Source organism: Micromonospora sp. NPDC005707 (assembly GCF_040631005.1).
GTDB lineage: Bacteria > Actinomycetota > Actinomycetes > Mycobacteriales > Micromonosporaceae > Micromonospora.
In genome coordinates, this window is sequence record NZ_JBEXYR010000002.1 from 227,534 (window position 1) to 253,480 (window position 25,947).

A 25,947-nucleotide genomic window follows, 5' to 3' on the forward strand; every position below is an offset into this window, starting at 1 on the left:
CCTGATTCCGCCCCGACGGGGGCCGACCGGCCGGGCGGACCGGTCCGTCCGGCCGGCGGAGCGCCGAGGACGGCCGCTGGCACCGCACCGGGACGGCCGGTTTACCGGCCGGTGACCGGGAGGTGGAGTGGCGCTCTCGACCGATCGCCGGTGGGCTGAGAAACTGTGTGCCGGCCGGTGAGTTGGGGGTTTCATGAGCAACGGGTGGGTGCTGCCCGAGGACGTTCTGCGGGATGCGCCGGCGTACGCGCCAAGGCCCGGTGAGCTGGCCGATCTGGAGTTGCTGCTGACCGGGGCGTACGCCCCGCTGGCCGGCTTCATGAGCCGGGCCGACCTGGCCTCGCTGGGCCGGCGGGGCCGGCTCGCCGACGGCACGCCGTGGCCGGTGCCGGTGACGCTGCAGGTGCCGGCCGCGCTCGCCGACGGGCTGGTGCTGGACGACCCGCTGCGCCGGGCGCTGGTGCTCACCGACGGCGAGGGCGCCCCGGTGGCCGCCATGGACGTCACCGACGTCTGGCCGGTGCGCGAGGGCGCGGCCGGCGTGGGTGGCGCCGTACGCCGGCTGGGCGACGGTGGGCACGGGCCGTTCCAGCGGCTGCGGCGCAGCCCGGAGGAGGTCCGGGGGCTGCTGCCCCCGGGGCGGGTGCTCGGCGTCTTCGCCGACCGTCCGCTGCACCGGCCGCAGCTCGCGCAGATCGCGCACGCCGCCCGGACGCTCGGCGCGCACCTGCTGGTGCTGATCCCGGTGGGCGAGGAGGCGACCGGCGGGCTGCCGGCCGAGGCGCTGGTTCGCAGCGTGTTCGCCGCCCGCGACCGGATGCCCCCGGCCACCCTCGTGGCGGTGCCGCTGGCGAAGCGGCGCGACGAGATCAGCGACGCGCTGCTCCGGGCCCGGGTCGCCGCCGCCTACGGGGTGACCCACCTGCTCTCCACCGAGGGCATGCTCTCCGGGGCGGGCCTGCGGGTGCTGGTGCCCCGCGAGCTGGCCTACGACAGCCGCGACGGGCAGTGGCGCTGGCGGGAGGACATCCCGCCGCGCAACCGGAAGCTGGCGCTCAGCCAGGCGGAGATCGACGACCTGCTGGACCGGGGCTTCCCGCTGCCCGAGTGGCACACCCCGCCGGCGGTGGCCAAGGAGCTGGCCCGGGCCCGCCCGCCGCGGCGGCACCGGGGTCTGGTGATCTTCCTGACCGGTCTCTCCGGCTCCGGCAAGTCGACCATCGCCCGCGGGCTGGCCGACCACCTGCGCGAGGGCGGCGACCGGACCATCACGCTGCTCGACGGCGACGTGGTGCGCCGGGAGCTCTCGGCGGGGCTGGGCTTCAGCAAGGCCGACCGGGATCTCAACGTGCGTCGGATCGGCTGGGTGGCCGCCGAGATCGCCCGGCACCGGGGGGTGGGCATCTGCTGCCCGATCGCCCCCTACGCCGCCGCTCGGGCCACCGCCCGGGAGATGGCGCACGCCGCCGGGGCCGGCTTCCTGCTGGTGCACGTGGCCACCCCGCTGGAGGTCTGCGAGCAGCGCGACCGCAAGGGCCTGTACGCGCGAGCCCGGGCCGGCCTGCTCACCGGGATGACCGGGATCGACGACCCGTACGAGGAGCCGACCGACGCCGACCTGGTGGTGGACACCACCGACATGACCGTCGAGGAGGCGGTCCAGCGGGTCATGGAGCACCTCACCGAGACGGGTTGGGTGGAGCCCCGCCTCCAGCCGGCCTGATCCGGCACGACCGACCGCCGCCGTCCCGCCCCGGGACGGCGGCGGTTCCGCGTTCGCTTCCGTTGTCCCCCGCTGCGCGGTAGTGTTCGTCTTTGTTGGAACACGTTCGACCACGTGGAGACGGGTCGGGATTCGGGGGGTGACGGCGGGGTGCTGGCGCGACAGCGGCAGGCGGTCATCCTGGAACGGGTCCGCGCCGCCGGAGGCGTCCGGGTCACCGAGCTGGCCACCGAGTTCGGCGTCTCGGACATGACCATCCGGCGCGACCTGGAGACGCTGCACGACCAGGGCCTGCTCGCCAAGGTCCACGGCGGGGCGACGCTGGCCGGCCCCGGCTCGACCGACGAGCCCGGCTTCCGCGCCAAGTCGGTCCGCCAGTCCGTCGAGAAGGCCGCCATCGCCGGCCGGGCCGCGGAGCTGGTCCGCCCCGGCGCCGCGATCGCGCTCTCCGCCGGCACCACCACCGCCGAGCTGGCCCGCCGCCTGACCGACGTACCCGGCCTGACCGTGGTGACCAACTCCCTGCCGGTGGCCGAGATCCTGCACGTCGGGGGCCGGCCGGACCAGACCGTCGTGCTCACCGGCGGGGTGCGCACCCCCTCGGACGCGCTGGTCGGCCCGCTGGCCGTGGCCGCGATCGGCGCGCTCCACCTGGACCTGCTGTTCCTCGGCGTGCACGGCATCAGCGAGCGGGCCGGGTTCACCACCCCCAACCTCATGGAGGCGGACACGGACCGGGCCCTGGTGGCGGCCGCCGACCGGCTGGTGGTGCTCGCCGACCACACCAAGTGGGGCACGGTCGGCATCTCCTCGATCGTCGGCCTGGACGCGGCGGACGTGCTGGTCACCGACGACCGGTTGGGCGCCGACGCGCGACGGGTACTCGAGGACAGGGTGGGCGAACTGGTGATCGTGCCGGGCATGGAGGGGGCGGAGTGAAGCGTACGCAGATCGAGCTGGCCGACGGCCGCGAGTTGATCTACTTCGACGAGCGGGACGACGCGGTCCGCGACCAGCCGGATCGGCGCGAGCTGCCACCGCCCCCGCACGCGTCGCAGCTCCGGTACGACCCGCTGACCGACGAGTGGGTGGCGGTCGCGGTGCACCGGCAGACCCGCACCTTCCTCCCGCCGGCAGACCAGTGCCCGCTCTGCCCGTCCCGGGGCGACCGGCTCAGCGAGATCCCCGCCCCCGACTACGACGTGGTCGTCTTCGAGAACCGGTTCCCGTCGCTGAGCCAGCGGGTCGCCGAGGAGCCGGCCGAGATCACTCCGTTCACCCCGGTCCGCCCCGGGCGCGGCAAGTGCGAGGTGGTCTGCTTCACCGACGACCACAACGCCTCGTTCGCCAGCCTCTCCCCCGGCCGGGTGCGGACCGTGCTCGACGCCATCGCCGACCGCACCACCGCGCTGGGCGAACTGCCCGGGGTGGAGCAGATCTTCCCGTTCGAGAACCGGGGCGTGGAGATCGGCGTGACCCTGCACCACCCGCACGGCCAGATCTACGCGTACCCGTTCGTCACGCCGCGGACCCGGACCATGCTGGCCGCCGCCCGCCGGCACTTCGAGCGCACCGGGGGCAACCTCTACGCCGACGTGCTCGCCGCCGAACGCGCGGCCGGCGACCGGGTCGTGGCGAGCAACGAGCACTGGACGGCGTACGTGCCCGCGGCGGCCCGCTGGCCGTTCGAGGTGCACGTGGCCCCGCACCGCCCGGTGCCGGACATCCCGGCGCTGGACGACGCCGAGCGGGACGCCTTCGGGCCGCTCTACCTGGACGTGCTGCGCCGCTTCGACGGGCTGTTCGACCTGCCGATGCCCTACATCGCCGCCTGGCACCAGGCCCCGGTGCACGTCGACCGGGAGTTGGGGCACCTGCACCTGCAGCTGTTCAGCATCCGGCGCGCCAAGGACAAGCTGAAGTATCTGGCCGGCTCCGAGTCGGGGATGGGCGTGTTCATCAACGACATCGCCCCCGAGCGGGCCGCGGAACTGCTCCGGGCCGCCTGACCTCCCGCCCCACAACAGGGCGCGGGGGGCCCGGGACAGGGCCCCCCGCAAGGGAAGGGACGGCTGGCTGTGCGTGACAGCCGGGAAGGCTGGCTGATCGGCGCTCAAGCCGCGAGGCGACCGCGGTCAACCTTCCTGGACGGGACTGGCATCACGTCCACCCTGCTCAACGAGGCGTGCCCGCCCCGGGTGACGCCACCGTACGGACACGACGGAGCCCGCCGGCAGGTGCCGGCGGGCTCCGGTCGAGCGTGCGGGTCAGGCCGACAGCTTGCGGGCCAGGTTCTCGTCGAGCGCGTTCATGAACTCGTCGGTGGTCAGCCACGGGGCGTCCCGCGAGATGAGCAGCGCGAGGTCCTTGGTCATCTGGCCGCCCTCGACGGTCTCCACGATGACCTGCTCCAGGGTGTTGGCGAACTCGGTGACCGCCGGGGTGCCGTCCAGCTTGCCCCGGTGGGCCAGGCCCCGGGTCCAGGCGTAGATCGAGGCGATCGGGTTGGTCGAGGTCTTCTCGCCCTTCTGCCACTGCCGGTAGTGCCGGGTGACCGTGCCGTGCGCCGCCTCGGCCTCGACGGTGCGGCCGTCCGGGGAGAGCAGGACGGAGGTCATCAGACCCAGCGAGCCGAAGCCCTGCGCGACGGTGTCGGACTGCACGTCACCGTCGTAGTTCTTGCAGGCCCAGACGTAGCCGCCCTCCCACTTGAGCGCGGCGGCGACCATGTCGTCGATCAGCCGGTGCTCGTAGGTGATGCCGGCGGCGTCGAACTCGGCCTTGAACTCGTTCTCGAACACCTCGGCGAAGATGTCCTTGAACCGGCCGTCGTACGCCTTGAGGATGGTGTTCTTGGTGGACAGGTAGACCGGGTAGCCGCGGTCCAGTCCGTACCGGAACGAGGCCCGGGCGAAGTCCCGGATCGACTCGTCGAAGTTGTACATGCCCATGGCGATGCCGCCGCCGGAGAAGTTGGCGACCTCCATCTCCATGGGCGCCCCGCCGTCGGCCGGCGTGTAGGTGACGGTCACCTTGCCGGGGCCGGGCACGACGAAGTCGGTGGCCTTGTACTGGTCGCCGTGCGCGTGCCGGCCGATGATGATCGGCTTGGTCCAGCCCGGGACGAGCCGCGGCACGTTCGACATGATGATCGGCTCGCGGAAGACCACGCCACCGAGGATGTTGCGGATGGTGCCGTTCGGCGACCGCCACATCTTCTTGAGGCCGAACTCCTCCACCCGGGCCTCGTCGGGGGTGATGGTGGCGCACTTGACGCCGACGCCGTGCTCCTTGATGGCGTTGGCGGCGTCGACGGTGACCTGGTCGTCGGTCTCGTCGCGGTGCTGGATCGACAGGTCGTAGTAGTGCAGGTCGACGTCGAGGTAGGGCAGGATCAGCTGCTCCCGGATCTGCTTCCAGATGATCCGGGTCATCTCGTCGCCGTCGATTTCCACGACCGGGTTGTTTACCTTGATCTTCGCCATCGGCCGGCGCTCCTCTCGGGGGACACGTGCTCAAGCAGTACGAGCGTACTGGAAACTGACCGGGGCTCCCCAGCCGGCCTCACCCCGCCGGAGAACGGGGTCGCCCGGGACGGGCCGCGGTGACATCCTTCCCGGATGCCGCTCACTCACACGGTCGGGTCTATCACGGTCACCGCCCTGGTCGACGGGGCGGGTCCCTTCTTCCAGCCGCGCGTCGAGGCGTTCCCGGACGCCACCGCGGAGCAGTGGCGCGAGGCCGACCGGCGGGACGCGGACACCGCCACCCCGGACGGTCGCTGGTGGCTGCCGTTCCGCGCGTTCGCGCTGCGTACCGGGGACGGGCCGGTCACCCTGGTCGACGCGGGGATCGGCCCGGCCGACGCGCTCGCCGCGAGCTGGGCGCCGGTGCCCGGCCGGCTGCCGGCCGAGCTGGCCGCCGCCGGCATCGACCCGGCCGACGTCCGCACCGTGGTGCTCACCCACCTGCACACCGACCACATCGGCTGGGCGGGCCCGCTCTTCCCGAACGCGGACCACCTCGTGCAGCGCGCCGAGCTGGCCGCGCTGGAGCTGTTCCACCCCGAGCTGCCGGCCCGGCTCCTGGGGCCGCTGCGCGCCGCCGGCCAGCTCCAGGTGGTCGACGGCGACACTACCCTGACCCCCGGGGTACGCGTGCTGAGCACCCCCGGGCACACCCCCGGCCACCAGTCGGTGCTGGTCGACGACGGCGACGACCGCCTCCTGGTGACCGGCGACCTCCTGGTCCACACCCTGCAACTGATCGACCCCACCCTGGCGTACGCCCACGAGGAGGACCCCGCAACGGCGGCCACCTCTCGAACGAACCTCCTGAACACCCTGGCCCCGGTAACCCTGGCCACCCCCCACCTGGGCACCCCCTTCACCCCCCACCCCGTCCCCGCGCCGCCCGCCCACCCCGACCCGCGTTGATCATGAAGTTATTGCCGCGACATGCCGGTGCGGACGGCAATAACTTCATGATCAACGCCGTGGGGCGGGGGCCGGCCTGGATGTGCGGAAGGGCGGGCCGGCGTCTGCCGGCCCGCCCTTCGGCGGTGGTTCTGGGTCACATGTTGGCTACGTCGGCCTGCTTCGCGCGGACGGCCTCGGCGGCCGCCTTGAGGGCGGCCAGCTCGTCGGCGTCCAGGTCGGTCTCGACGACCCGCTTGACACCCTCGGCGCCGATCTGGGCCTCGACGCCCAGGTAGACGCCGGAGATGCCGTACTGCCCGTCGACCCAGGCGCAGACCGGCATGACGTCGCCGGAGTCCTCGGCGACGGCCTTGGCCATCCGGGCGGCGGCGGCCGACGGGGCGTAGTACGCCGAGCCGGTCTTCAGCAGCGCGACGACCTCGGCGCCACCGTTGCGGGTCTTGACGACCAGCTCCTCGATCTGCTCGGCCGGCATGGCCTCGCGCAGCGGCTTGCCGTCCACGGTGCTCTTCGACGGGACCGGCACCATGGTGTCGCCGTGCGAGCCCAGGGTCAGGGTCTTCACCGACTTCACCGGTACGTTCAGCGCCTCGGCCACGAAGTTGGTGAACCGGGCGGTGTCCAGCATGCCGGCCTGGCCGAGCACCCGGTTCTTCGGGAACTGGGTGGCGAGCTGGGCCAGCGCGGTCATCTCGTCGAGCGGGTTGGAGACCACGATGACGACGGCGTTCGGGGCGTACTTGGCGACGTTCTCGGCGACCTGACGGACGATCTTGGCGTTGGTCTCCAGCAGGTCCATCCGGCTCATGCCCGGCTTGCGGGGCAGGCCGGCGGTGATGACGACGACGTCGGAACCCTCGATGGCCTCGTAGCCCTCGCCGTTCGGCCCGGTGGTGACGCCGACGACCTTGGTCTCGAAGCCCTCGACGGCACGCGACTGGTTGAGGTCCAGCGCGAGACCCGCCGGCTTGCCCTCCACGATGTCGGTGATCACGACGGTGTCGAAGACGTCGTACTCGGCCAGGCGCTGTGCGGTGGTGGAGCCGTAGAAGCCGGCCCCGACGACAGTGACCTTCTTACCCATGGTCGTCCCACTCCCTGATACCAGTCGGTTTTCCGGACCGTATCAGCCATCCTGGCACCGATCGGGCCAGGGGCGGACGGTTATGACGTGCCTGGGCGGCTCAGTCCTGCCGCTCGGCCCGCTCGACGACGTTGGTCAGCAGCATGGCCCGGGTCATCGGGCCGACCCCGCCGGGCATCGGCACGAGCTTGCCGGCGACCCCGGCCACCTCGGGGTCGACGTCGCCCGTGTAGCGGCCCTTGCCGTCGGCCCCGATCACCCGGGTGATGCCCACGTCGACCACTGTCGCGCCCGGGTTGACCATGTCGGCGGTGAGCAGCCCCGGCACGCCGGCCGCGACGATGACGATGTCGGCCTCGCGGGTCTGCGCCGCGAGGTCCAGGGTGCCGGTGTGGCAGAGGGTCACGGTGGCGTTCTCGCTGCGCCGGGTGAGCAGCAGGCCGAGCGGCCGGCCCACGGTGTTGCCCCGGCCGACCAGCGCGACCTTCGCGCCGCGCAGCGGCACGTCGTGCCGGCGGAGCAGCTCGACGATGCCGCGCGGGGTGCAGGGCAGCGGGGCGTCGTAGCCGAGCACCAGCCGGCCCAGGTTGACCGGGTGCAGGCCGTCGGCGTCCTTGTCCGGGTCGATCATCTCCAGCGCCCGCTGGGTGTCCAGGTGGGCCGGCAGCGGCAGCTGGACGATGTAGCCGTGGCAGCCGGGGTCGGCGTTCAGCTCGGTGAGCACCGTGTCGAGCTGCTCCTGGGTGGCGTCGGCGGGCAGCTCGCGACGGATCGAGGCGATGCCCACCTCGGCGCAGTCGCGGTGCTTGCCGTTGACGTACGCCTGGGAGCCGGGGTCCTCGCCCACCAGGACCGTGCCGAGCCCGGGGGTGATGCCGCGCTCCGCCAGCGCCTTGACCCGTGCCCGCAGTTCGTCCTTGATCTCCGCCGCGGTGGCCTTGCCGTCCAGGATGGTCGCCGTCACGAATGGATCGTCTCACGCCCCGCACCCGGGCCGGCCGACGACAGCGAAGGGTGACGAACTGTGACGTGGGCTAAGTCACGGACAGTCACCAATTGTGGATCGCACCACACGCCGGATCGGGCGGCCGGGACCGGATGGGACGGCCCGGACAGAGCCTGCGGATCCGCCCGAGCGCACCGCAACCGCACCGGACGGCGCGGCCGGGCGGTAGCAGAAGCCCTGGCAGCCCGTCTGCGAGGTATCGCGTAGCAGGCCGGTCCGCCGACGACAACCCCCGCCCGCACGTTCTGTTATCGGTTCGCAACGCTCTCGTTGTCGATCGGGTCGATCGCGACCTACCGTTACCGCTCGTTGCGCAGCGTCACCCAGCGCCGGGCCTGACTGCGCAGCGTGAGGAGATAAGGAGAGTTCATGCGTGTTCGTAGACTCGCCGCCTGGGCAGCCCTCCCGCTCGCGGTGACGCTTGGCCTGGCGGCCTGCGGCAGCGGCGGGAACGGCGGATCGAGCGGCAGCGGCCAGGATTCGGCGGTCAGCATCCAGATTTCCGAGCCGCAGCACCTGGTTCCGACCAACACCACCGAAACGTCCGGCTCGCAGGTGCTCGCCGGTCTGTTCAGCCCGCTCGTCGACTACGACGCGCAGAACAAGCCGTACGAGGTCGCGGCCGAGTCGGTGACGCCGTCCGACAACAACAAGGTCTGGACGATCAAGCTCAAGGACGGGTTCACCTTCCACAACGGCGAGAAGGTCACGTCCGACGACTACATCAACGCCTGGAACTACGGCGCGTACGCGCCCAACGGTCAGGGCGCCAGCTACTTCTTCGAGAAGATCGCCGGCTACCAGGACCTGCAGGGCGACAAGCCGAAGGCCAAGACGATGTCCGGCCTGAAGAAGGTCGACGACCTGACCTTCCAGGTGACGCTCTCCGAGCCGTACATCGACTTCAAGTCCATGCTGGGCTACACCGCGTTCTACCCGCTGCCGGAGGCCGCGTTCTCCGGGCCGGGCGTGCTCAAGGACTCGTACGAGCAGGCGCCGATCGGCCAGGGCCCGTTCAAGATGAAGGGCACCTGGCAGCACGACAGCAAGCTCGACGTCGAGCGCTACGACGCGTACCCGGGCGAGAAGCCCAAGGTCAAGGACGTCGAGTTCCGGGTCTACCAGCAGCTCACCGCGGCGTACTCGGACCTGCAGTCGGACAACCTCGACGTGCTGCCGACGATCCCGACCGAGAACCTGAGCACGGCGCAGAGCGACCTGGGCGACAACTACCAGACCAGCCCGATGTCGTCGTTCCAGTTCCTGGCCTTCCCCACCTTCGAGAAGGACTACAGCAAGCCGGACGTGCGCAAGGCGATCTCGATGGCGATCGACCGTGACGAGATCACCAAGTCGATCTTCAAGGGTTCGCAGCAGTCGGCCCGCTCGTTCGTCTCGCCGGTCCTGCCGGGCTACCGGGACAACACCACCGGTGCCGCGGGCCAGTTCAACCCGACCGAGGCCAAGAAGCTCTACCAGGCCGCCGGCGGCCCGTCGAAGATCACCATCTCCTACAACGGGGACGGCGGTCACAAGGACTGGGTCGACGCGACCTGCAACCAGCTCAAGGCCAACCTGGGCGTCGACTGCGTCGGCTCGGCCGAGCCGAAGTTCGCCGACCTGCTGACCAAGGTCGAGAAGAAGCAGCCGGTGGGTCTGTTCCGCATGGGCTGGGTCATGGACTACCCGTCCATGGAGGACTACCTCGGCCCGCTGTACAGCACCAACGGTTCGTCGAACTACTACGGCTACAGCAACCCGGAGTTCGACCGCCTGGTCAAGGAGGGCGCTGCCGCGCCCACCCAGGCAGAGGCGATCAAGAAGTACCAGCAGGCCGAGGACATCCTGGCCAAGGACATGCCGGTGATCCCGCTCCGCTTCGGCGAGAACGTGTACGGGCACTCCAGCAAGGTCCAGAACGTCCAGATGGACCTGTTCCAGCGGGTCAACCTCGTCAAGATCGAGGCGGCCAGCTGAGCTGACCACGGCACGGGCCACCCGGAGCGATCCGGGTGGCCCGAGCACGTGGCCGCCGGGGCCGGAGGGCACCGGCCGCCAACTTCCGGTACGCCAGAGATGTCATCCTGCGCCCCTTTCGCGCTTTTCCGGAGAGACTGGCAAGCATGTTCCGCTTCATCCTGCGGCGCCTCCTGCAGATGGTCCTCGCGTTCTTCGGGACCACGCTGATCGTCTATGCGCTGATGTTCGCCGGGCAGGGCGACCCGATCCAGGCCCTCGCCGGGGAGCGGCCGGTGACGGCGGCCCAGCGGGCATACCTGACGCAGAAGTACCACCTGGACCAGACCGGCGTGGGCGGCTTCTTCTACCGCTACCTCGACTACGTCAAGAACCTGCTCCAGGGCGACCTGGGCCAGTCGCTCACCGGCCGGCAGATCGGCGACATCCTTCAGCAGGCCTGGCCGGTCACCGTCCGGCTGGCGCTCATCGCGCTCGCCGTGGCCATCATCTTCGGCGTCACCGCCGGCGTGGTCGCCGGCATCCGGCGGGCAAGCATCTTCGACAACTCGACGCTGGTGCTCACCCTGCTCGTGCTGGGCATCCCGACCATCGTCCTGGCACCGATCGCGCAGTACTTCCTCGGCGTCAAGTGGCAGCTCTTCCCGCCCACCGCCGGGGCCCAACCGAGCCTCTACGCCCTGCTGCTGCCCGGCATCGTGCTCGGCTCGCTGTCGCTGGCCACCGCCCTACGGCTGACGCGCACCTCGGTGGCGGAGAACCTGCGCGCCGACTACGTCCGGACCGCCCGCTCGAAGGGCCTGGTCAAGCGGCGCATCGTCAGCGTCCACGTGCTGCGCAACTCGCTCATCCCGGTGGTGACCTTCCTCGGCGTCGAGCTGGGCAACCTGATGAGCGGCGCGATCATCACCGAGGGCGTGTTCAACATCCCCGGCGTGGGCTTCAACCTCTTCCGCGGCATCCGCACCGAGGACGGCCCGCTGGTGGTCGGCATCGTCAGCGTGCTCGTCGTGGTCTACCTGATCTCCAACCTGGTGGTGGACGTGCTCTACGCCGTACTCGACCCGAGGATCCGCTATGAGTGAGCGCAGCGAACGAATCGCCGACGCAGTGTGCCGGGTCGCTCCTGACCGCGCCGAGCCGAGCGAGGTGCGGGCATGAGTGACTTCGAGACTGTCGCGGCCACGGAGAACCAGGCCGCGCGGCGGGGCGTCTCCGGCGAGCCGGGCGCCCCCAACCAGGTCGGTGCGCCGCAGAAGCCGCGCAGCCTGGCCGGCGACGCCTGGCGGGACCTGCGCCGCAAGCCGATCTTCTGGATCAGCCTCGGCCTGGTCGTGCTGATCACCGCGATGGCCGCCGTGCCGTCGCTGTTCACCGCCAACGACCCGCGTGACTGCCTGCTCTCCCGGCAGCACGCCGGGCCGTCCGGCGGGGCCATCTTCGGGTACGACTTCCAGGGCTGCGACGTCTACGCCCGGGCGGTCTACGGCACCCGGGCCTCACTGCTGGTGGGTGCCCTGGCCGCGCTGGCCACCGGCGTGATCGCGCTGGTCGTCGGCATGGTCGCCGGCTACTTCGGCGGCTGGGTGGACGCGGTGCTCTCCCGCGTGATCGACATCGTGCTCGGCATCCCGCTGCTGCTCGCCGCGATCGTGCTGCTCAAGCGGCTGAGCACCAGCAGCGACAACGTCCGGCTGTTCGCGGTGATCTTCGTGCTGGCGGTGCTCGGCTGGACCACAGCGGCCCGGGTGGTCCGCTCCTCGGTGATCACGGCCAAGGAACAGGACTACGTGGCCGCGGCCCGGATGCTCGGCGCCGGCAACGGCCGGATCATGTGGCGGCACATCCTGCCGAACGCGCTCGCCCCGGCGATCGTGGTGCTCACCATCGCGCTCGGCTCGTTCATCGCCGCCGAGGCGACGCTGAGCTTCCTCGGCATCGGCCTGAAGGCCCCGACCATCTCCTGGGGCCAGGACATCGACGGCGGGCGCATCCACATGCGGGAGGCGGCGACCCCGCTGATCGTTCCCTCGGCCTTCCTGGCGCTGACCGTGCTCGCCTTCATCATGCTGGGCGACGCGATCCGCGACGCCTTCGACCCGAAGCTGCGGTGAGACCCATGACCCAGTCCGCTGTCCACCCCACGCCGGCTTCCCCCACCCCGCCCGGTGGCCACCTGCTCGAGGTACGGGACCTGCACGTCGAGTTCCGCACGACCGAGGGCGTGGCCAACGTGATCAACGGGGTGACCTACCACCTCGACGCGGGCGAGACCCTGGCCGTGCTCGGCGAGTCCGGCTCCGGCAAGTCGGTCACCGCCCAGGCGATCATGGGCATCCTGGACACGCCCCCGGCGTTCGTCCGCTCCGGCCAGATCCTCTACCAGGGCCGGGACCTGCTGACCCAGTCCGAGAAGCAGCGCCGGCAGGTGCGCGGCAAGGAGATCGCCATGATCTTCCAGGACGCGCTCTCCGCGTTGAACCCGGTCTTCCCGGTCGGCTGGCAGATCGGTGAGACGCTGCGCCAGCGCGAGGGGATGTCCCGGGGCGACGCCCGGCGGCGGGCCGTCGAGCTGATGGACCTCGTGAAGATCCCGGCCGCGGCGAAGCGCCTCGGCGACTACCCGCACCAGTTCTCCGGCGGCATGCGCCAGCGCGTCATGATCGCCATGGCGCTCGCCCTGGACCCGAAGGTGCTGATCGCCGACGAGCCGACCACGGCGCTCGACGTCACCGTGCAGGCCCAGATCATGGACCTGCTGGCCGACCTGCGCCGCGACCTCAACATGGCGATGATCCTGATCACCCACGACCTCGGCGTGGTCGCCGGCGTCGCGGACCGGATCGCCGTGATGTACGCCGGACGGATCATCGAGCACGCCGACGTGCGCTCGCTGTACCGGGCGCCGGCGCACCCGTACACCAAGGGGTTGCTGGAGTCGATCCCGCGCATGGACGTCCGCGGCCAGGCGCTGTCGACGATCAAGGGGTTGCCGCCGAACCTCATGCGGATCCCCTCCGGCTGCCCGTTCCACCCCCGGTGCCCGTACGTGCAGCAGGTCTGCGTGGAAGTGGTGCCGCACGACCTGGTCCTCGGCGACGGCCGGACCAGCGCGTGTCACTTCGCGCAGGAGGTCCGTGATGACAGCGCCCGCTAGCCCGACCAAGGTCCGCGGCGAGACGATCCTCTCCGTCGACAACCTGGTGAAGCACTTCCCGATCAGCCGGGGCGTGCTGTTCCAGAAGCAGATCGGCGCGGTCAAGGCGGTCGACGGGGTCAGCTTCGAGCTGCGCCGCGGCGAGACGCTCGGCGTGGTCGGCGAGTCCGGCTGCGGCAAGTCGACCCTGGCCCGGCTGCTCATGCGGCTGGAGACGCCGACGTCGGGCCGGGCCACCCTGGAGGGCCGGGACCTGTTCAAGGCGTCCGGCTCGGAGCTGCGCCGGCTGCGCCGCAACATGCAGATGGTGATGCAGGACCCGTACACCTCGCTGAACCCGCGGATGACGGTCGGCGACATCATCGGTGAGCCGTTCGAGATCCACCCGGACGCGACGCCGAAGGGCAGCAAGCGGAAGCGGGTGCAGGAGCTGCTGGACGTGGTCGGGCTCAACCCCGAGCACGTCAACCGCTACCCGCACCAGTTCTCGGGCGGCCAGCGGCAGCGCATCGGCATCGCCCGGGCGCTCGCCCTGCGCCCCGAGGTGATCGTCTGCGACGAGCCGGTCTCCGCCCTGGACGTCTCCATCCAGGCCCAGGTCATCAACCTGCTGGAGCAGCTCCAGGACGAGTTCGGGCTGTCGTACATCTTCATCGCGCACGACCTGTCGGTGGTCCGGCACATCTCGGACCGGGTCGCGGTCATGTACCTCGGGAAGATCGTGGAGATCGGCACCGAGGAGGAGATCTACGACCGGGCCACCCACCCGTACACCCAGGCGCTGCTCTCCGCCGTGCCGGTGCCCGACCCGGACGCCCGCGAGGAACGGACCATCATCCGGCTCGCCGGGGACGTGCCCAGCCCGGCCGACCCGCCCTCGGGCTGCCGGTTCCGCACCCGTTGCTGGAAGGCGCAGGAGGTCTGCGCCACCCAGGAGCCGCTCACGGTGCGCCGCGCGGCCGACCCGCACCCCTCGGCCTGCCACTTCGCCGAGGTACGCCCCGGCGCCTGAGCTCCCGTCCCGACGGAGGCCCCGTCCCCCGGAGGAAGGGGGGACGGGGCCTCCGCACGGGGTGCCCGGTCAGAGCTGGGCGAGGGGGAACGTCCAGATGCCGCGGCCGTGGGTCGCGACGTAGACCGAGTTGTCGGCCGCGTTGTACTCGACGTCCATGCCGACGGTCAGCGGCAGGCCGGAGCCGAGCCGCTGCCAGCCGGTGGCGCCGGGAGCTCGGTAGAAGGTGGCCAGGTCGGTGGCGAGCACCAGCGCGCCGGTGGACAGCTCCTTGATCGAGCTGGCCGGCACGTCCGGCAGGTTCGCCGAGACGTCCTTCCAGGTCGCGCCCGCGTCGGTGGTCTCGAAGACGTGGCCGATGCCGGCGCCCGGCCCCTCGGTGAACCGGCGGGAGAAGCCGTTCACCGCGAGGTAGGCGTGCGACGGGTTCGCCGGGTCGATCCCGACGCCCTGGAGGAACCGGTTGGGGAAGTCACCCGGCAGGGTGACCTGGTGCCAGCTCGCCGGGTCGGTGACCCTGCCGACCGCGAGGCCCCGGGCGAAGCCGGCGTTGTTGCACGGGCCGCACCAACCGACGTACGCCGTGCCGCCGGAGACCGCCACCGAGGTGGCGGTGTGGCCGGCGCCCAGGTCGAAGACGTTGGTCCAGCCCCTGCCGTCCTGGATCGCGTAGCCCTTGGTGTTGACCCAGACGTGCTGGCCGCCGGCGACCCAGACGTTCGCGTCGTGGTCGTCGGGCGCGAACGGCGCGATGAACCGGGCCAGCTCGTCGCCGGGCGCGTTGGTGTACGGCTGGATGTCCCGCGAGGTGGAGTCCGCCGGCGTGCCCGAGCCCGTGTTGGCGTTGCAGTTCTCGGTCACCCGCATGGCCAGGTTGGTGTACTCCTGGACCTGCCGGCAGCCGTTCGCCGGGTCGGCCTGGGAGTCGCCGCCGTCACCACCGAAGTGCGACCCCATCACGGTGTCGCCGGGGCGCAGGATCGAGGTGCCGTTGTCCTGCAGACCGCCGGAGACGACGGTGCCGGCCTTCGCCGGGTCCCTGCCCAGCGCCACCGAGTAGTACTGGAGGGCGTCGATGGTGCCGTCGTTGAGGCTCTGCCAGTCGGTGGCGTGCCCGTCCTTGTCGGTCTTCCCGTTGATCGGCCGCCGGTAGACGCCGCCGTCGTTGCCGACGTAGACGAAGCCGTTGCCCACGGCCACCGAGTGCTGGTCGGAGTGGGTGGTCTTGTTACAGGTGTTCTGGGCGTCGTGGATGTTCCAGCAGGCGAAGTTGAAGTTCCAGTACGGGCCGACCGTCTTCCAGTTGGCACCGGCGTCGGTCGACTCGTAGACCTCCTCCAGGCCCGCCCAGAGGTGGTTCGGGTTGGCCGGGTCCACCGCGAGGAACTGGTTGTACCAGGCCTGGATGCCCGGGCCGTAGCCCTTGCCCATCACCGTCTGCTTGAGCGCCGAACCGGAGTTGCCCAGCTTCGACGAGACGGCGATCTTGTTCCACGGGCCGGCCGGGTTGCCGGTGTTGGAGACGTAGATGCCGTCGAGGTAGCTGTTCACGTTGCCGGCGGGCTTGTTCAGCAGCTTCGGCGACTGGTTGATCGCGTAGAGCTTGCCGCCGTCGGCGGAGAAGGCGAACGTCACGTAGCCGATGTCGTCGGCCGGCATGGCGCCGGTCGGGTTGACCTTCGCCCAGCCGCCCGCCGTGTAGTCGGCGGTCTCGTAGAAGCCGTTGTACGTGTCACCGGACCGCCAGGCCGAGGCGACCACCACGTGCTTCGGGTTGCGCGGGTCCTGGGCCACGTCGTTGACGATGTTCTTGTACGCGGCGTTCGCGTCGCCCGCGTTCGCCCCGCCCGGCAGGTAGCTCGGGTTCGGCGCGAACTCCAGCTTCCAGGCGCCCGACGTGCTGCCCATCGCGTGCGAGAACAGGCCCCGGTTGGTGGCGACCCAGACCTTGCCGTCGAAGAAGCGCAGCTTGTTGATGACCGTGCTCTCCAGCTCGGTCCCGCCGACCCGGTCGGTCGCCTTGAACGCGCCCGACTTCGGGTTGGCCAGCCGGTAGACGCCGGCACCGACGTACGAGGTGCCGCCGGTGTTCCCCTCGCCGGTCGCGTACCAGAGCGAACCGTCGCCGGCCAGCACGATGTCGCCGCTCGACAGGGTGGGCAGCGCGTCCGTGATCGGCGTCCAGCTCCCGCCGCCGATCGAGGAACGCCACACGCCGCCGTCGGCGCCGGCCGCGTACACGTGGCCGCTGTTGTCCGACGCGAGGCCGGTGATCCGGCCGGTGACCAGGCCCGCGCCCCCGGACGAGTTGGACGCGTAGTCGCGGTAGCGCGGGTCGTCGCCGTCGTACCTGATGTTCGTGACCTCGCGCCAGCTGCCCTTTGTGGTGGGCAACGCGTTGAGCTGGCTCAACGCGTTGGCGTACGCCCCCGGCGCGACGATGCCCGGGGCGTAGCGGGCCTGGGCGAACTGCTCGGCGATGGTGCGGGCCTCGAAGGCCTCCTCGCCGGCCTCCTCCGACGACTCGCCGGCGGCCATCTCCATGAACTCTCTGGGGTGCCAGGGCATGTTGGCGCCCGGCTCGTCGGCCAGGCCCAGCTTCTCCTGCACCTCGTGGTTGGTGGCGACCACGCCACCGAGCGCGGCGGTGAGCACCAGCGCGCCCGCTATTGTCGCCGGCTTGCGCCAGCGGGATGTGGACATGTGAATCCTCCCGGATTCGAGGGGGGTGCCGGGCCGGCGGGCCGGGACCGAAGACGATGGATGGGTGGCGCGCTCCGGCGCCTACCGCGGTCGGACGGTCGCGTCCGCGAGGGACCCCGGGCCCGGCGGAACGCCCGGACGGACCTCGGGTCACGTCCGGTGGGCGGCGCGGGCAGAGTCAGGCGGAAGCCGGTGGGCCGCGGGTGGCCAGGGTGCCGCGCGGCGGCAACGGGAGGGCCTGCTGGCGGCAGGCGATCGCGACGGCCACCCGCTCGGGCGTGCCGCCGACTCGCGGGGGCTCGGCCGGAAGGACGTCGTCCGGTCCGTCGCCGGCGGTGACGCCGGCGCGGTGGTCACCGCAGGGTCCGCCGGAGAACTCCGTCCGCAGCTCCGACGGAGCGTGGCTGTCCGGTGGGAGGACGGCGTGGCCGCCGTGGTGGATCGACCGGTGCGCGGCGGTGACCACCGCGCCGGGGTGGTGGCTCTCCGCGCAGGCGGGCGCGCCCAGGCCGGCCAGGACGAACGCCAACGCGGCAACGACGGTGCTCAACCGGTCGAGTGCGCGCATGGGCAAACCTGTCCGAGGCGGAGGCCGCTCGAGCGGGCGGCGCGACGGCCGCGGGGCGGGAGCGAATCGAGCAGAGAACGGGGAGGATCGATCGCTTGCTGCGGGACAACGCTAGCAACAACCTTCACCACCCGGCAACGGTGGACGGTCGTCCTTTCGGCTGGTCAGCCGTCCACTCGTGACATCGCTCGGACCGGGGCGGGCAACACATGAAACAGGGGCGCGGCCGGCCGGCCGCGCCCCTGTTCCGGGTCGCGGATCAGTGGAAGAAGTGCCGGGTGCCGGTGAGGTACATGGTCACCCCGGCCTCCTTGCAGGCGGCGATGGTCTCCTCGTCGCGGATCGAGCCGCCGGGCTGGACGATGGCCCGGACGCCGGCCTCGATGAGGATCTTCGGGCCGTCGGCGAACGGGAAGAACGCGTCCGAGGCGCAGACCGAGCCGCGGGCGCGCTCGGCGCCGGCCCGGCTCACCGCGAGCTGCGCCGAGTCGACCCGGTTGACCTGGCCCATCCCGACGCCGACGGTGGCGCCCTCCCGGGCCAGCAGGATCGCGTTGCTCTTCACCGCCCGGACCGCCCGCCAGGCGAACGCCAGGTCGCGGAGGGTGGCCTCGTCGGCCGCCTCGCCGGTGGCCAGCGTCCAGTTCGCCGGGTCGTCGCCCGCGGCGTCGATCCGGTCCCGCAACTGCACCAGCACCCCGCCGGTGACCTGCCGCCACTCGGCCGGCAGCGGGTCGAACTCGGGGGCGCGCAGCAGGCGGATGTTCTTCTTGGCCCGGAGGATCTCCAGGGCGCCCTCGTCGAAGCCGGGCGCCACCAGCACCTCGGTGAAGATCTCCGCGACCTGCCGGGCCAGCTCCGCCGAGACCGGCCGGTTGACCGCGATGACACCGCCGTACGCGGACACCGGGTCGCAGGCGTGCGCCCGGCGGTGCGCCTCGGCCACGTCCGCCCCGACCGCGATGCCGCACGGGTTGGCGTGCTTGATGATCGCCACCGCCGGCTGCTCGGGGAAGTCGTTCGCGGCCCGCCAGGCGGCGTCGGCGTCGACGTAGTTGTTGTAGGACATCTCCTTGCCGTGCAGCTGCTCGGCCTGGGCGAGGCCGGCCGGGCTGGCCGGGTCGGCGTAGAGGGCGGCCGCCTGGTGCGGGTTCTCGCCGTAGCGCAGCACCGACTGGCGGCGCAGCGCCAGCCCGGCGAACGCCGGCCACCCGTCGGCGGCCGGCGCCAGATCCCGGGCGAACCACTCGGCGACGGCCACGTCGTAGTCGGCGATGTCGGCGAACGCGCGGGCCGCGAGGGCCCGGCGCTGGGCCAGGGTGAAGCCACCGTCGGCGAGCGCGGCCCGCAGCGCCGGGTACGCCGCCGGGTCGGTCACCACGGCCACCGATGCGTGGTTCTTCGCCGCGGCCCGGACCATCGCCGGACCGCCGATGTCGATCTGCTCGACGCACTCGTCCTGGCTCGCGCCGGACGCGACCGTGGCCTGGAACGGGTAGAGGTTGGAGACCAGCAGGTCGATGCCGGCGATGCCGTGCTCGTCGAGCTGGGCGACGTGCGCGTCCTTGCGCAGGTCGGCGAGAAGGCCACCGTGGATCTTCGGGTGCAGCGTCTTCACCCGGCCGTCGAGGATCTCCGGGAAACCGGTCACCTGCTCGACCGGGGTCACCGGCACGCCCGCGCCGGAGATCGTCGACGCGGTGCTGCCGGTCGAGACGATCTCCACCCCCGCCTCGTGCAGGGCCCGGGCCAGCTCGACCAGCCCGGTCTTGTCGTAGACGCTGACCAGCGCCCGCCTGATCGGGCGCCGAACGTCCTCAGTGGCACTCACGGGATGGTGACCTTTCTGCCGGTGATCGTCCAACCTTCACGGACCAGCCGACCGACGTGCTCGACGAGCTGGCGCCGCTCGGCGGACTTGATGCGCTCGGTGAGCGTCTCCTCGTCGTCGTCGTCCCGCACCGGCACGGCGACCTGGGCGACGATCGGGCCGGTGTCCATTCCGGCGTCGACGAAGAACAGGGTGGCCCCGGTGACCTTCACGCCGTACGCGAGCGCGTCCCGAGGGCCGTGGATGCCGGGGAACGCCGGCAGCAGGGTGTTGTGCGTGTTGAGGTAGCGGTCCCCGAACGCCGCCAGGAACTGCGGGCCGACGAGCTTGAGGAAGCCGGCGCTGATGACCAGATCCGGCCGGTGCTCGGCGACCCGGGCGGTCAGCGCCTTGTCCCAGTCCTCGCGCGCCGGGTGGTCCTTCAGCCGCTCGACGAAGGTCGGCACGCCGGCCGCCGCGGCCCGGTCCAGACCGGCGATCCCGTCGCGGTCGGCGCCAACGGCGACCACCCGGGCCCCGTACGCGGGGTCGGCGGCGGCGTCCAGCAACGCCTGGAGGTTGCTGCCGGAGCCGGAGACGAGGACGACGAGGCGGGCGACGGACGCGGGCTCGGTCACCCGGCAACCCTATCGGGCAGGCGGGGGCGTCCGACGCTCGGGCGGCGCAGCCGCTGGTGATCTCCCTCGTGGCGCCGGCACGATACGCTGCCGTCGCCCGGTGCCGTGCGTACGCCCGCCCGGGCGTCGGCATCGTGACTGACCCTGGTCCCGGGCCCGTGTGCCGCGGCGTCCCGTGTCCGGGCGGAATGATGAGCGGCTACAACCCGACCATGGACCGTCGACCCCCAGTTTGAGGAGCGCTCCGCACATGCAGCCCGGTTACCCCGGTCAGGACCCGCACGGCCAGCAGCCGAACCAGGACCCGACCTCCCCCCAGTACGACCCGTACGGCCAGCAGCCGCAGGCCCCGCAGTACGGGCAGCAGCCCACGTCGGGGCAGCCGTACGGGCAGGACCCGTACGCCCAGCCGCCGCAGGCGCCGCAGTACGGGCAGCCGACCTCGGGCCAGCCCTACGGCCAGCCGACCTCCGGCCAGCCCTACGGGCAGGACCCGTACGCGCAGCAGCAGCAGCCGTACGGCGCCGCGCCGCAGTACCCGCAGGCCGGCTACCCGACCGGCCAGGGCGGCCAGAACAACACCCTCGGCCTGATCGGCATGATCGCCGGTATCGCCTCGATCGTGCTCGGCCTCTGCTGCCCGATCATCGGCATCCCGGCCGGCATCGCCGGCGTCGTGCTCGGCGTGATGGGCCAGAAGAAGGTCCAGGCGGGCGAGGCGAGCAACGCCGGCCAGGCCAAGGCCGCCCTCATCTGCGGTGGCATCGGTGTGATCATCGGCATCATCAACGCCATCGCCGGCGCCGCGATCAACCTGAGCAACCTCGGTTCCTGAACCGGCTCCACGAAGGGGCGTCCGGCACCGCCGGTCGCCCCTTCGCCGTTTCCGGCGCGGTCAGTGCTCGTCGCGGCGGGGCGGCGCCTTCGGACGCGGCGGGGCGGGGGTGCGCGTGAGGCTGCGGCCGGCCGCGGCGCCGAGGAGGGCGCCGACGGCGACCACCACGGTGGCCACGCCCGCCACCGGCCAGGCCGCCGGACCGATCTCGGCCAGCCGGCCGCCGCCGAGCGGGCCGCCGGAGGCCGCCGCGGCCAGGCCCAGCAGCAACCCGGCGACCGGGCCGGCGAGCGCCGCCGGAACCAGCAGGGCGGACCACCGGACCGGCGCGCGGTCCTCGGCCGCGAGCCGCAGCAGCCGCCGGGCCAGCAGCCAGCCGGCCGCCATGGCCGCCAGCACCGGCACCGCGAGCAGCGCGGCGCCCAGCCCGTCCACCGGGCCGCGCGGCAGGCCGGCCAGCAACGGTACGGCCGGCAGCGCGCCCACGGAGACCTCGCTGGTGCGCACGGCGGTGTCGGTGCCGACCGCGAACCCGGGACCGAGCAGGTAACTGACCGACCAGACGGTGGCGTTGGGCGCATAGGCGAGGCTGACCAGGGTGATGCCCGCCTGACCGGCCACCCCGGTCCGGTACGCCCCGATCATGTCGGCGGCGTCGCCGCCGCCGGTGGCCACGGCCAGCCCGGCGGCCCCGGCGCCCGCGCCGAGCAGCAGCAGGACGGCGACCAGGCCGGTGCGCACGCCGTCGCGCAGCGCTGCCGGGGACCGGCGGGTCAGCAGCACCCAGACACCGGTGGTCCGTAGCGCGCCGACCAGGGCGGCGAGCCCGCCGAGGACCGCGAAGGTCAGCCCGGCCCGGAGCGGGGACACCCGCAGCCCGCCCGCGCCGACCGCGAGCGCGGCGAGGGCGCCGAGCACCCCGTACCCGATGCCGACCGCGACCGCGACGGTGAGCGCCCGGCCCGGCGAGCGGTGGCCCCGCGCGCCGATGGCCCTGCTCACGTGCACTCCGGCGCGGGTGAGCCGCCAGACGGCGAGCGCGGTGAGGGCGAGCGGCGCCAGGCCGAGCGGCCCGGCGGAGGTCTCCAGCGGCACCCCGTGCCCGAGCAGCCAGCCGACCAGGCCGGCGCGCAGCGCGCCGGGCAGCGCGCCGGGCAGCGAGCCGGCGTCCTCGCTGAGCTGGGCCAGGCCGAGCACCAGGGTGACCGGCAGCCACGACGTCACGGCGGCCCAGAGGGCCGCCACCCCGGCGGCGACGGGCAGCGGGGCCCGGCCGCGCGGCGGTTCGCCCGACCGGGGCGCGGGCACCCTCGGCGCCGGCCGGGCACGGCCGCTCGGCCGGGCGCCGGCGACGACCTCGTCGGCGGGGTGGCGGGGCTGGTCAGGGGTGACGCGTGACATCGGCTCTACTCTGGCATGCCGCGCGGGCAACGGCAGTCCGATACCGCCCCGGGACCGCGGCGAGTTCCCTGATCCACCGGCTCGACGGCGCCGATCCGGTTTAGCCTCGGCCCAGGACGCGACCTTTCCTGTCGCGGCACAGACCGCTCGGAGGAAGCCGTGAACGCTCCGTATCCGCCGCCCCAGCCGCCACCGGCCGCCGGCCGGGACCGCACCACCCTCTGGGGCGTCCTGGGGATCATCACCGGCCTGCTCTGCTGCGGCATCCTGGGCATCGTCTTCGGCTACCTGTCGATCCGGGACGCGAAGCGCTTCGGCAAGTCCCCGCTGCTCGGCTGGCTGGCCATCGCCTTCGGCGTCATCAACCTCATCGCCAGCGCCATCATCCGGTCCCGGGGCAACTACTACTCGCCCTACTGGTACCGGTAGGAAGCGTGAGGGGGCCGACCGGACCCGGTCGACCCCCTCGGCACGTCAGGCGACCGCTCAGCGGCCGGACATGATCTCCCGCATCAGCTTGGCGGTCTCGGTCGGGGTCTTGCCGACCTTCACGCCGACCGCCTCCAGCGCCGCCTTCTTGGCGTCGGCGGTGCCCGCCGAGCCCGAGATGATGGCGCCGGCGTGGCCCATGGTCTTGCCGGGCGGGGCCGTGAAGCCGGCGATGTAGCCGACCACCGGCTTGGTGACGTTGGCCTTGATGAACTCGGCCGCCCGCTCCTCGGCGTCGCCGCCGATCTCACCGATCATGACGATCGCGTCGGTCTCCGGGTCCGCCTCGAAGGCGGCCAGAGCGTCGATGTGGGTGGTGCCGATGATCGGGTCACCACCGATGCCGACGCAGGTGGAGAAGCCGATGTCCCGCAGCTCGTACATCATCTGGTAGGTCAGCGTGCCGCTCTTGCTGACCAGGCCGATCCGGCCGGAGCCGGTGATGTCGGCCGGGATGATGCCGGCGTTGGACGCGCCCGGCGAGGCGATGCCCGGGCAGTTCGGGCCGATGATCCGCGTCCGCTCACCCTGGGCCACGTTGTACGCCCAGAACGCGGCGGTGTCGTGCACCGGCACGCCCTCGGTGATCACCACGGCCAGGTCGATGCCGGCGTCGATCGCCTCGACCACCGCGGCCTTGGTGAACTGCGGCGGCACGAAGATGACCGTGACGTCGGCCCCGGTCTCCTTCATGGCGTCCGCGACGGACGCGAAGACCGGCAGCTCGGCGCCGTCGAAGTCGACCTTCTGGCCCGCCTTGCGCGGGTTGACGCCGCCGACGACGTTGGTGCCGGCGGCGAGCATCCGCCGGGTGTGCTTGGAACCCTCGGAACCGGTCATCCCCTGCACGATGACCTTGGAGTCCTTGGTCAGCCAGATAGCCATTGTCAGACCCCCGCAGCTGCCAGCTCGGCGGCCCGCTCGGCCGCGCCGTCCATGGTGTCGACCCGCTGGATCAGCGGGTTGTTCGCGCCGTCGAGGATCGCCCGACCGGCCTCGGCGTTGTTGCCGTCGAGGCGGACGACGAGCGGCTTGGTGGCCTTCTCGCCGCGCTGCTCGAGCAGCGCCAGGGCCTGGACGATGCCGTTGGCGACCGCGTCGCAGGCGGTGATGCCGCCGAAGACGTTGACGAAGACGCTCTTCACCGACGGGTCGGAGAGGACGATCTCCAGGCCGTTCGCCATGACCTCGGCGCTCGCGCCGCCGCCGATGTCGAGGAAGTTCGCCGGCTTGACGCCGCCGTGCCGCTCACCGGCGTACGCGACCACGTCGAGGGTGGACATGACCAGACCCGCGCCGTTGCCGATGATGCCGACCTCGCCGTCGAGCTTGACGTAGTTGAGGTCCTTCTCCTTGGCGGCCTGCTCCAGCGGGTCCACCGACGCCTGGTCGACCAGCGCCTCGTGGTCCGGGTGCCGGAACGCGGCGTTCTCGTCGAGGGTGACCTTGGCGTCCAGCAGCAGCAGCTTGCCGTCCTTGGTCGTGGCCAGCGGGTTGACCTCGACCAGCGTGGCGTCCTCGGCGACGAACGCCTGCCACAGCTTGACCGCGACCTCGACCACCTGGTCGGCGACCTCGGCCGGGAAGCCGGCCGCGCTGACGATCTCGCGCGCCTTGGCCTCGTCCACGCCGGTGTTGGCGTCGATCGGGGCCTTGACGACCTTCTCGGGGGTCTCGGCGGCGACCTGCTCGATGTCCATGCCGCCGGCCACGCTGGCGATGCAGAGGAAGGTGCGGTTCGCCCGGTCGAGCAGGTACGAGAAGTAGTACTCGTCGGCCACGTCCGCGGTCACGGTGATCATGACCTTGTGGACCGTGTGACCCTTGATGTCCATGCCGAGGATGTCGGTGGCGCGGGCCACCGTCTCCTCCGCGCCCTCGGCCAGCTTCACGCCGCCGGCCTTGCCGCGGCCACCGACCTTCACCTGCGCCTTGACGACAACCCGGCCGCCGAGGCGCTCGGCGATCGCGCGGGCCTCCTCCGGGGTAGTGGCGACGCCGCCGGCGAGCACGGGCAAGCCGTGCCGCTCGAACAGGTCCCGCCCCTGGTACTCGTACAGGTCCACGATTGCGCGTCCCGTCCCGTCTCCGCGGCGCGCCGTCGCGCCGCCACCAGCGTTGGAAAATCAGTTTGACGCCTGTCATCAGATGAGACAGGCCATTTGCCGCAGCCTAACGAGATGGGAACCGGCGGCAACCGAGCGGGTGCACGGTGTGCGGTAATGCACAACCACCACTGCCTCACGCCGGGGTCAGCCCACCCGGCAGCGACCGGCCGCGTACCCGACCACGGCTCGCATCATCGTCCTCGGTCCGGTCGGCGTGGTTGCTCGTCCGGGCTCCGGTCGGCGTGGTCGACCGTGGCGGGCCGGCCCCCGGAACGCGGGCCGTCAGCCGTCCGGGGGATGTTGGGGAAGGGGCGTAACCCCCTGTTCAGGGCGTCGTTGAGTCTGATGTCGGAGCGCTGGTAAGGCGCGACGACGGGAGCGGCCGATGCCCTGTCGGTCGAGGGGTGGCGGCGGGGCATCGTGCATAGAGGGGCCGGACGTGTGAGGGGTGCGTCCGGCCCCTCCCCCTGTCTGCATTACCCCCGACCCGGCCGCACATCGCCGCACATCGCCGACCGCAGCCCGGAAGTGGGCCTCACCGAGCCTGGCGGCCTCGGCATCAGCTCCTGAGCCGCTGCCAACTTGATGTCGTAAACGACTCACGCCTGGATCGCCCGCCGACGGCGCCGAGCCGAGCCGAGCCGAATGACATCAGCTCAGGCCCGTTGGAAGACGTGATGGCGCAACGGCGCACGCGCGGATAACCCGCGGACCGCCTGAGCGTCGATGACGTCAGCTCGAAAGGCTCCGAAGGAGAGCCACCGGGCCCGATCCGTTCACGTCATCAAGTTTGTAGCGGCCGACCGACGGCCTGAGGTTTGCGGCGGCCGGCCGACGGCCTGCACCCGACCGCATGGCCTGCCGGGCCGGCAGGGGCAGGGGCACGCACCCCATCCGCAGCGGGCCGACCGCATGGCCCGCCGGGCCGGCAGGGGCAGAGGCAGGGGCACGCACCCCATCGGCAGCGGGATGGAAGTCAACTCCTCCGAAGCCGCAT

Annotated in this window: 21 protein-coding genes; 11 read left to right on the top strand and 10 right to left on the bottom strand. The window is 72.0% G+C overall.

The genetic code is table 11. The features are described from left to right. The first annotated feature begins 193 nt into the window (after positions 1-193). From cysC to galT, 3 genes are all read left to right on the top strand, one after another. Positions 194-1,723: an adenylyl-sulfate kinase gene (gene cysC / locus ABZ452_RS03610; protein ID WP_357938561.1), complete on the top strand. Its 1,530-nt coding sequence runs from the start codon at positions 194-196 to the stop codon at positions 1,721-1,723. 150 nt (positions 1,724-1,873) lie between these two features. Further along, the gene (locus tag ABZ452_RS03615; protein ID WP_357938563.1) at positions 1,874-2,662 is read left to right on the top strand and encodes a DeoR/GlpR family DNA-binding transcription regulator; all 789 of its coding nucleotides are present in this window, start codon (positions 1,874-1,876) and stop codon (positions 2,660-2,662) included. Beyond that, positions 2,659-3,732: a galactose-1-phosphate uridylyltransferase gene (gene galT, locus ABZ452_RS03620; RefSeq protein ID WP_357938565.1), complete on the top strand. Its 1,074-nt coding sequence runs from the start codon at positions 2,659-2,661 to the stop codon at positions 3,730-3,732. Before ABZ452_RS03615 ends, galT begins: the two co-directional genes overlap by 4 nt. Positions 3,733-3,990: 258 nt before the next feature. On the opposite strand, the gene ABZ452_RS03625 is transcribed toward galT, so the two are convergent. Next, positions 3,991-5,208 (bottom strand): NADP-dependent isocitrate dehydrogenase, encoded by a 1,218-nt coding sequence (locus tag ABZ452_RS03625; RefSeq protein WP_151464737.1) that lies wholly within the window; start codon positions 5,206-5,208, stop codon positions 3,991-3,993. 135 nt (positions 5,209-5,343) lie between these two features. On the opposite strand from ABZ452_RS03625, the gene ABZ452_RS03630 reads away from it, so the two are divergent. Continuing rightward, positions 5,344-6,159 carry an MBL fold metallo-hydrolase gene (locus tag ABZ452_RS03630; protein WP_357938568.1) on the top strand — a complete coding sequence of 272 codons (816 nt, stop codon included), beginning with the start codon at positions 5,344-5,346 and terminating at the stop codon, positions 6,157-6,159. Positions 6,160-6,295: 136 nt separating this feature from the next. On the opposite strand, the gene mdh is transcribed toward ABZ452_RS03630, so the two are convergent. Both mdh and ABZ452_RS03640 read right to left on the bottom strand, forming a co-directional pair. After that, entirely contained in the window at positions 6,296-7,246 is a 951-nt protein-coding gene (gene mdh, locus ABZ452_RS03635) for a malate dehydrogenase (RefSeq protein WP_357938570.1), read from the bottom strand. A gap of 100 nt (positions 7,247-7,346) precedes the next feature. Beyond that, positions 7,347-8,210 carry a bifunctional methylenetetrahydrofolate dehydrogenase/methenyltetrahydrofolate cyclohydrolase gene (locus ABZ452_RS03640; protein WP_357938572.1) on the bottom strand — a complete coding sequence of 288 codons (864 nt, stop codon included), beginning with the start codon at positions 8,208-8,210 and terminating at the stop codon, positions 7,347-7,349. 411 nt (positions 8,211-8,621) lie between these two features. Between ABZ452_RS03640 and ABZ452_RS03645 the strand changes: the two genes are divergently transcribed. The 5 genes from ABZ452_RS03645 to ABZ452_RS03665 all read left to right on the top strand — a co-directional run bounded on the left by ABZ452_RS03645 (position 8,622) and on the right by ABZ452_RS03665 (position 14,398). After that, positions 8,622-10,229 carry an ABC transporter substrate-binding protein gene (locus tag ABZ452_RS03645; RefSeq protein ID WP_357938574.1) on the top strand — a complete coding sequence of 536 codons (1,608 nt, stop codon included), beginning with the start codon at positions 8,622-8,624 and terminating at the stop codon, positions 10,227-10,229. Between the two features lie 146 nt (positions 10,230-10,375). Further along, complete coding sequence (locus tag ABZ452_RS03650; RefSeq protein WP_357938576.1) at positions 10,376-11,314, top strand: ABC transporter permease; 939 nt, start codon at positions 10,376-10,378, stop codon at positions 11,312-11,314. Between the two features lie 72 nt (positions 11,315-11,386). Further along, on the top strand, positions 11,387-12,343 hold the full coding sequence (locus ABZ452_RS03655) for an ABC transporter permease (protein ID WP_357938578.1): 957 nt from the start codon (positions 11,387-11,389) through the stop codon (positions 12,341-12,343). Positions 12,344-12,348: 5 nt separating this feature from the next. Next, a complete protein-coding gene (locus ABZ452_RS03660) occupies positions 12,349-13,386 on the top strand; it encodes an ABC transporter ATP-binding protein (RefSeq protein ID WP_357938580.1) in 1,038 nt (345 codons plus the stop codon). After that, positions 13,370-14,398, top strand: a complete 1,029-nt coding sequence (locus ABZ452_RS03665; protein WP_357938582.1) for a dipeptide ABC transporter ATP-binding protein — start codon at positions 13,370-13,372, stop codon at positions 14,396-14,398. Before ABZ452_RS03660 ends, ABZ452_RS03665 begins: the two co-directional genes overlap by 17 nt. Positions 14,399-14,467: 69 nt before the next feature. On the opposite strand, the gene ABZ452_RS03670 is transcribed toward ABZ452_RS03665, so the two are convergent. The 4 genes from ABZ452_RS03670 to purN all read right to left on the bottom strand — a co-directional run bounded on the left by ABZ452_RS03670 (position 14,468) and on the right by purN (position 20,117). After that, positions 14,468-17,101, bottom strand: a complete 2,634-nt coding sequence (locus ABZ452_RS03670; RefSeq protein ID WP_357938584.1) for a glycosyl hydrolase — start codon at positions 17,099-17,101, stop codon at positions 14,468-14,470. Between the two features lie 178 nt (positions 17,102-17,279). Beyond that, a complete protein-coding gene (locus tag ABZ452_RS03675; protein WP_357938586.1) occupies positions 17,280-17,669 on the bottom strand; it encodes a hypothetical protein in 390 nt (129 codons plus the stop codon). A gap of 259 nt (positions 17,670-17,928) precedes the next feature. Continuing rightward, the gene (gene purH, locus ABZ452_RS03680) at positions 17,929-19,500 is read right to left on the bottom strand and encodes a bifunctional phosphoribosylaminoimidazolecarboxamide formyltransferase/IMP cyclohydrolase (RefSeq protein ID WP_357938588.1); all 1,572 of its coding nucleotides are present in this window, start codon (positions 19,498-19,500) and stop codon (positions 17,929-17,931) included. Beyond that, positions 19,497-20,117, bottom strand: a complete 621-nt coding sequence (purN, locus tag ABZ452_RS03685; RefSeq protein WP_357938590.1) for a phosphoribosylglycinamide formyltransferase — start codon at positions 20,115-20,117, stop codon at positions 19,497-19,499. Before purN ends, purH begins: the two co-directional genes overlap by 4 nt. Before the next feature lie 250 nt (positions 20,118-20,367). On the opposite strand from purN, the gene ABZ452_RS03690 reads away from it, so the two are divergent. After that, complete coding sequence (locus ABZ452_RS03690) at positions 20,368-20,952, top strand: hypothetical protein (protein ID WP_357938592.1); 585 nt, start codon at positions 20,368-20,370, stop codon at positions 20,950-20,952. A gap of 60 nt (positions 20,953-21,012) precedes the next feature. Here ABZ452_RS03690 and ABZ452_RS03695 read toward each other — a convergent pair whose 3' ends face one another. Beyond that, positions 21,013-22,353 (bottom strand): DUF6350 family protein, encoded by a 1,341-nt coding sequence (locus ABZ452_RS03695; protein ID WP_357938594.1) that lies wholly within the window; start codon positions 22,351-22,353, stop codon positions 21,013-21,015. A 159-nt stretch (positions 22,354-22,512) separates the two neighbouring features. Here ABZ452_RS03695 and ABZ452_RS03700 point away from each other — a divergent pair, with 159 nt between their 5' ends. Then, positions 22,513-22,782: a DUF4190 domain-containing protein gene (locus ABZ452_RS03700; RefSeq protein ID WP_357938596.1), complete on the top strand. Its 270-nt coding sequence runs from the start codon at positions 22,513-22,515 to the stop codon at positions 22,780-22,782. A gap of 57 nt (positions 22,783-22,839) precedes the next feature. Here the strand turns inward: ABZ452_RS03700 and sucD are convergent, their stop codons facing one another. Both sucD and sucC read right to left on the bottom strand, forming a co-directional pair. Further along, positions 22,840-23,727, bottom strand: a complete 888-nt coding sequence (gene sucD / locus ABZ452_RS03705) for a succinate--CoA ligase subunit alpha (RefSeq protein ID WP_357938598.1) — start codon at positions 23,725-23,727, stop codon at positions 22,840-22,842. 2 nt (positions 23,728-23,729) lie between these two features. Continuing rightward, positions 23,730-24,908, bottom strand: a complete 1,179-nt coding sequence (gene sucC / locus ABZ452_RS03710) for an ADP-forming succinate--CoA ligase subunit beta (protein ID WP_151465740.1) — start codon at positions 24,906-24,908, stop codon at positions 23,730-23,732. Positions 24,909-25,947: the final 1,039 nt, after the last annotated feature.

Excerpts from the sequence above, each read along its gene's own strand:
- cysC (WP_357938561.1), top strand. The coding sequence starts at position 194 with ATGAGCAACGGGTGGGTGCTGCCCGAGGACGTTCTGCGGGATGCGCCG.
- ABZ452_RS03625 (WP_151464737.1), bottom strand. The coding sequence starts at position 5,208 with ATGGCGAAGATCAAGGTAAACAACCCGGTCGTGGAAATCGACGGCGAC.
- ABZ452_RS03630 (WP_357938568.1), top strand. The coding sequence starts at position 5,344 with ATGCCGCTCACTCACACGGTCGGGTCTATCACGGTCACCGCCCTGGTC.
- mdh (WP_357938570.1), bottom strand. The coding sequence starts at position 7,246 with ATGGGTAAGAAGGTCACTGTCGTCGGGGCCGGCTTCTACGGCTCCACC.
- ABZ452_RS03645 (WP_357938574.1), top strand. The coding sequence starts at position 8,622 with ATGCGTGTTCGTAGACTCGCCGCCTGGGCAGCCCTCCCGCTCGCGGTG.
- ABZ452_RS03650 (WP_357938576.1), top strand. The coding sequence starts at position 10,376 with ATGTTCCGCTTCATCCTGCGGCGCCTCCTGCAGATGGTCCTCGCGTTC.
- ABZ452_RS03655 (WP_357938578.1), top strand. The coding sequence starts at position 11,387 with ATGAGTGACTTCGAGACTGTCGCGGCCACGGAGAACCAGGCCGCGCGG.
- ABZ452_RS03660 (WP_357938580.1), top strand. The coding sequence starts at position 12,349 with ATGACCCAGTCCGCTGTCCACCCCACGCCGGCTTCCCCCACCCCGCCC.
- ABZ452_RS03665 (WP_357938582.1), top strand. The coding sequence starts at position 13,370 with ATGACAGCGCCCGCTAGCCCGACCAAGGTCCGCGGCGAGACGATCCTC.
- ABZ452_RS03670 (WP_357938584.1), bottom strand. The coding sequence starts at position 17,101 with ATGTCCACATCCCGCTGGCGCAAGCCGGCGACAATAGCGGGCGCGCTG.
- ABZ452_RS03675 (WP_357938586.1), bottom strand. The coding sequence starts at position 17,669 with ATGCGCGCACTCGACCGGTTGAGCACCGTCGTTGCCGCGTTGGCGTTC.
- ABZ452_RS03690 (WP_357938592.1), top strand. The coding sequence starts at position 20,368 with ATGCAGCCCGGTTACCCCGGTCAGGACCCGCACGGCCAGCAGCCGAAC.
- ABZ452_RS03695 (WP_357938594.1), bottom strand. The coding sequence starts at position 22,353 with ATGTCACGCGTCACCCCTGACCAGCCCCGCCACCCCGCCGACGAGGTC.
- sucD (WP_357938598.1), bottom strand. The coding sequence starts at position 23,727 with ATGGCTATCTGGCTGACCAAGGACTCCAAGGTCATCGTGCAGGGGATG.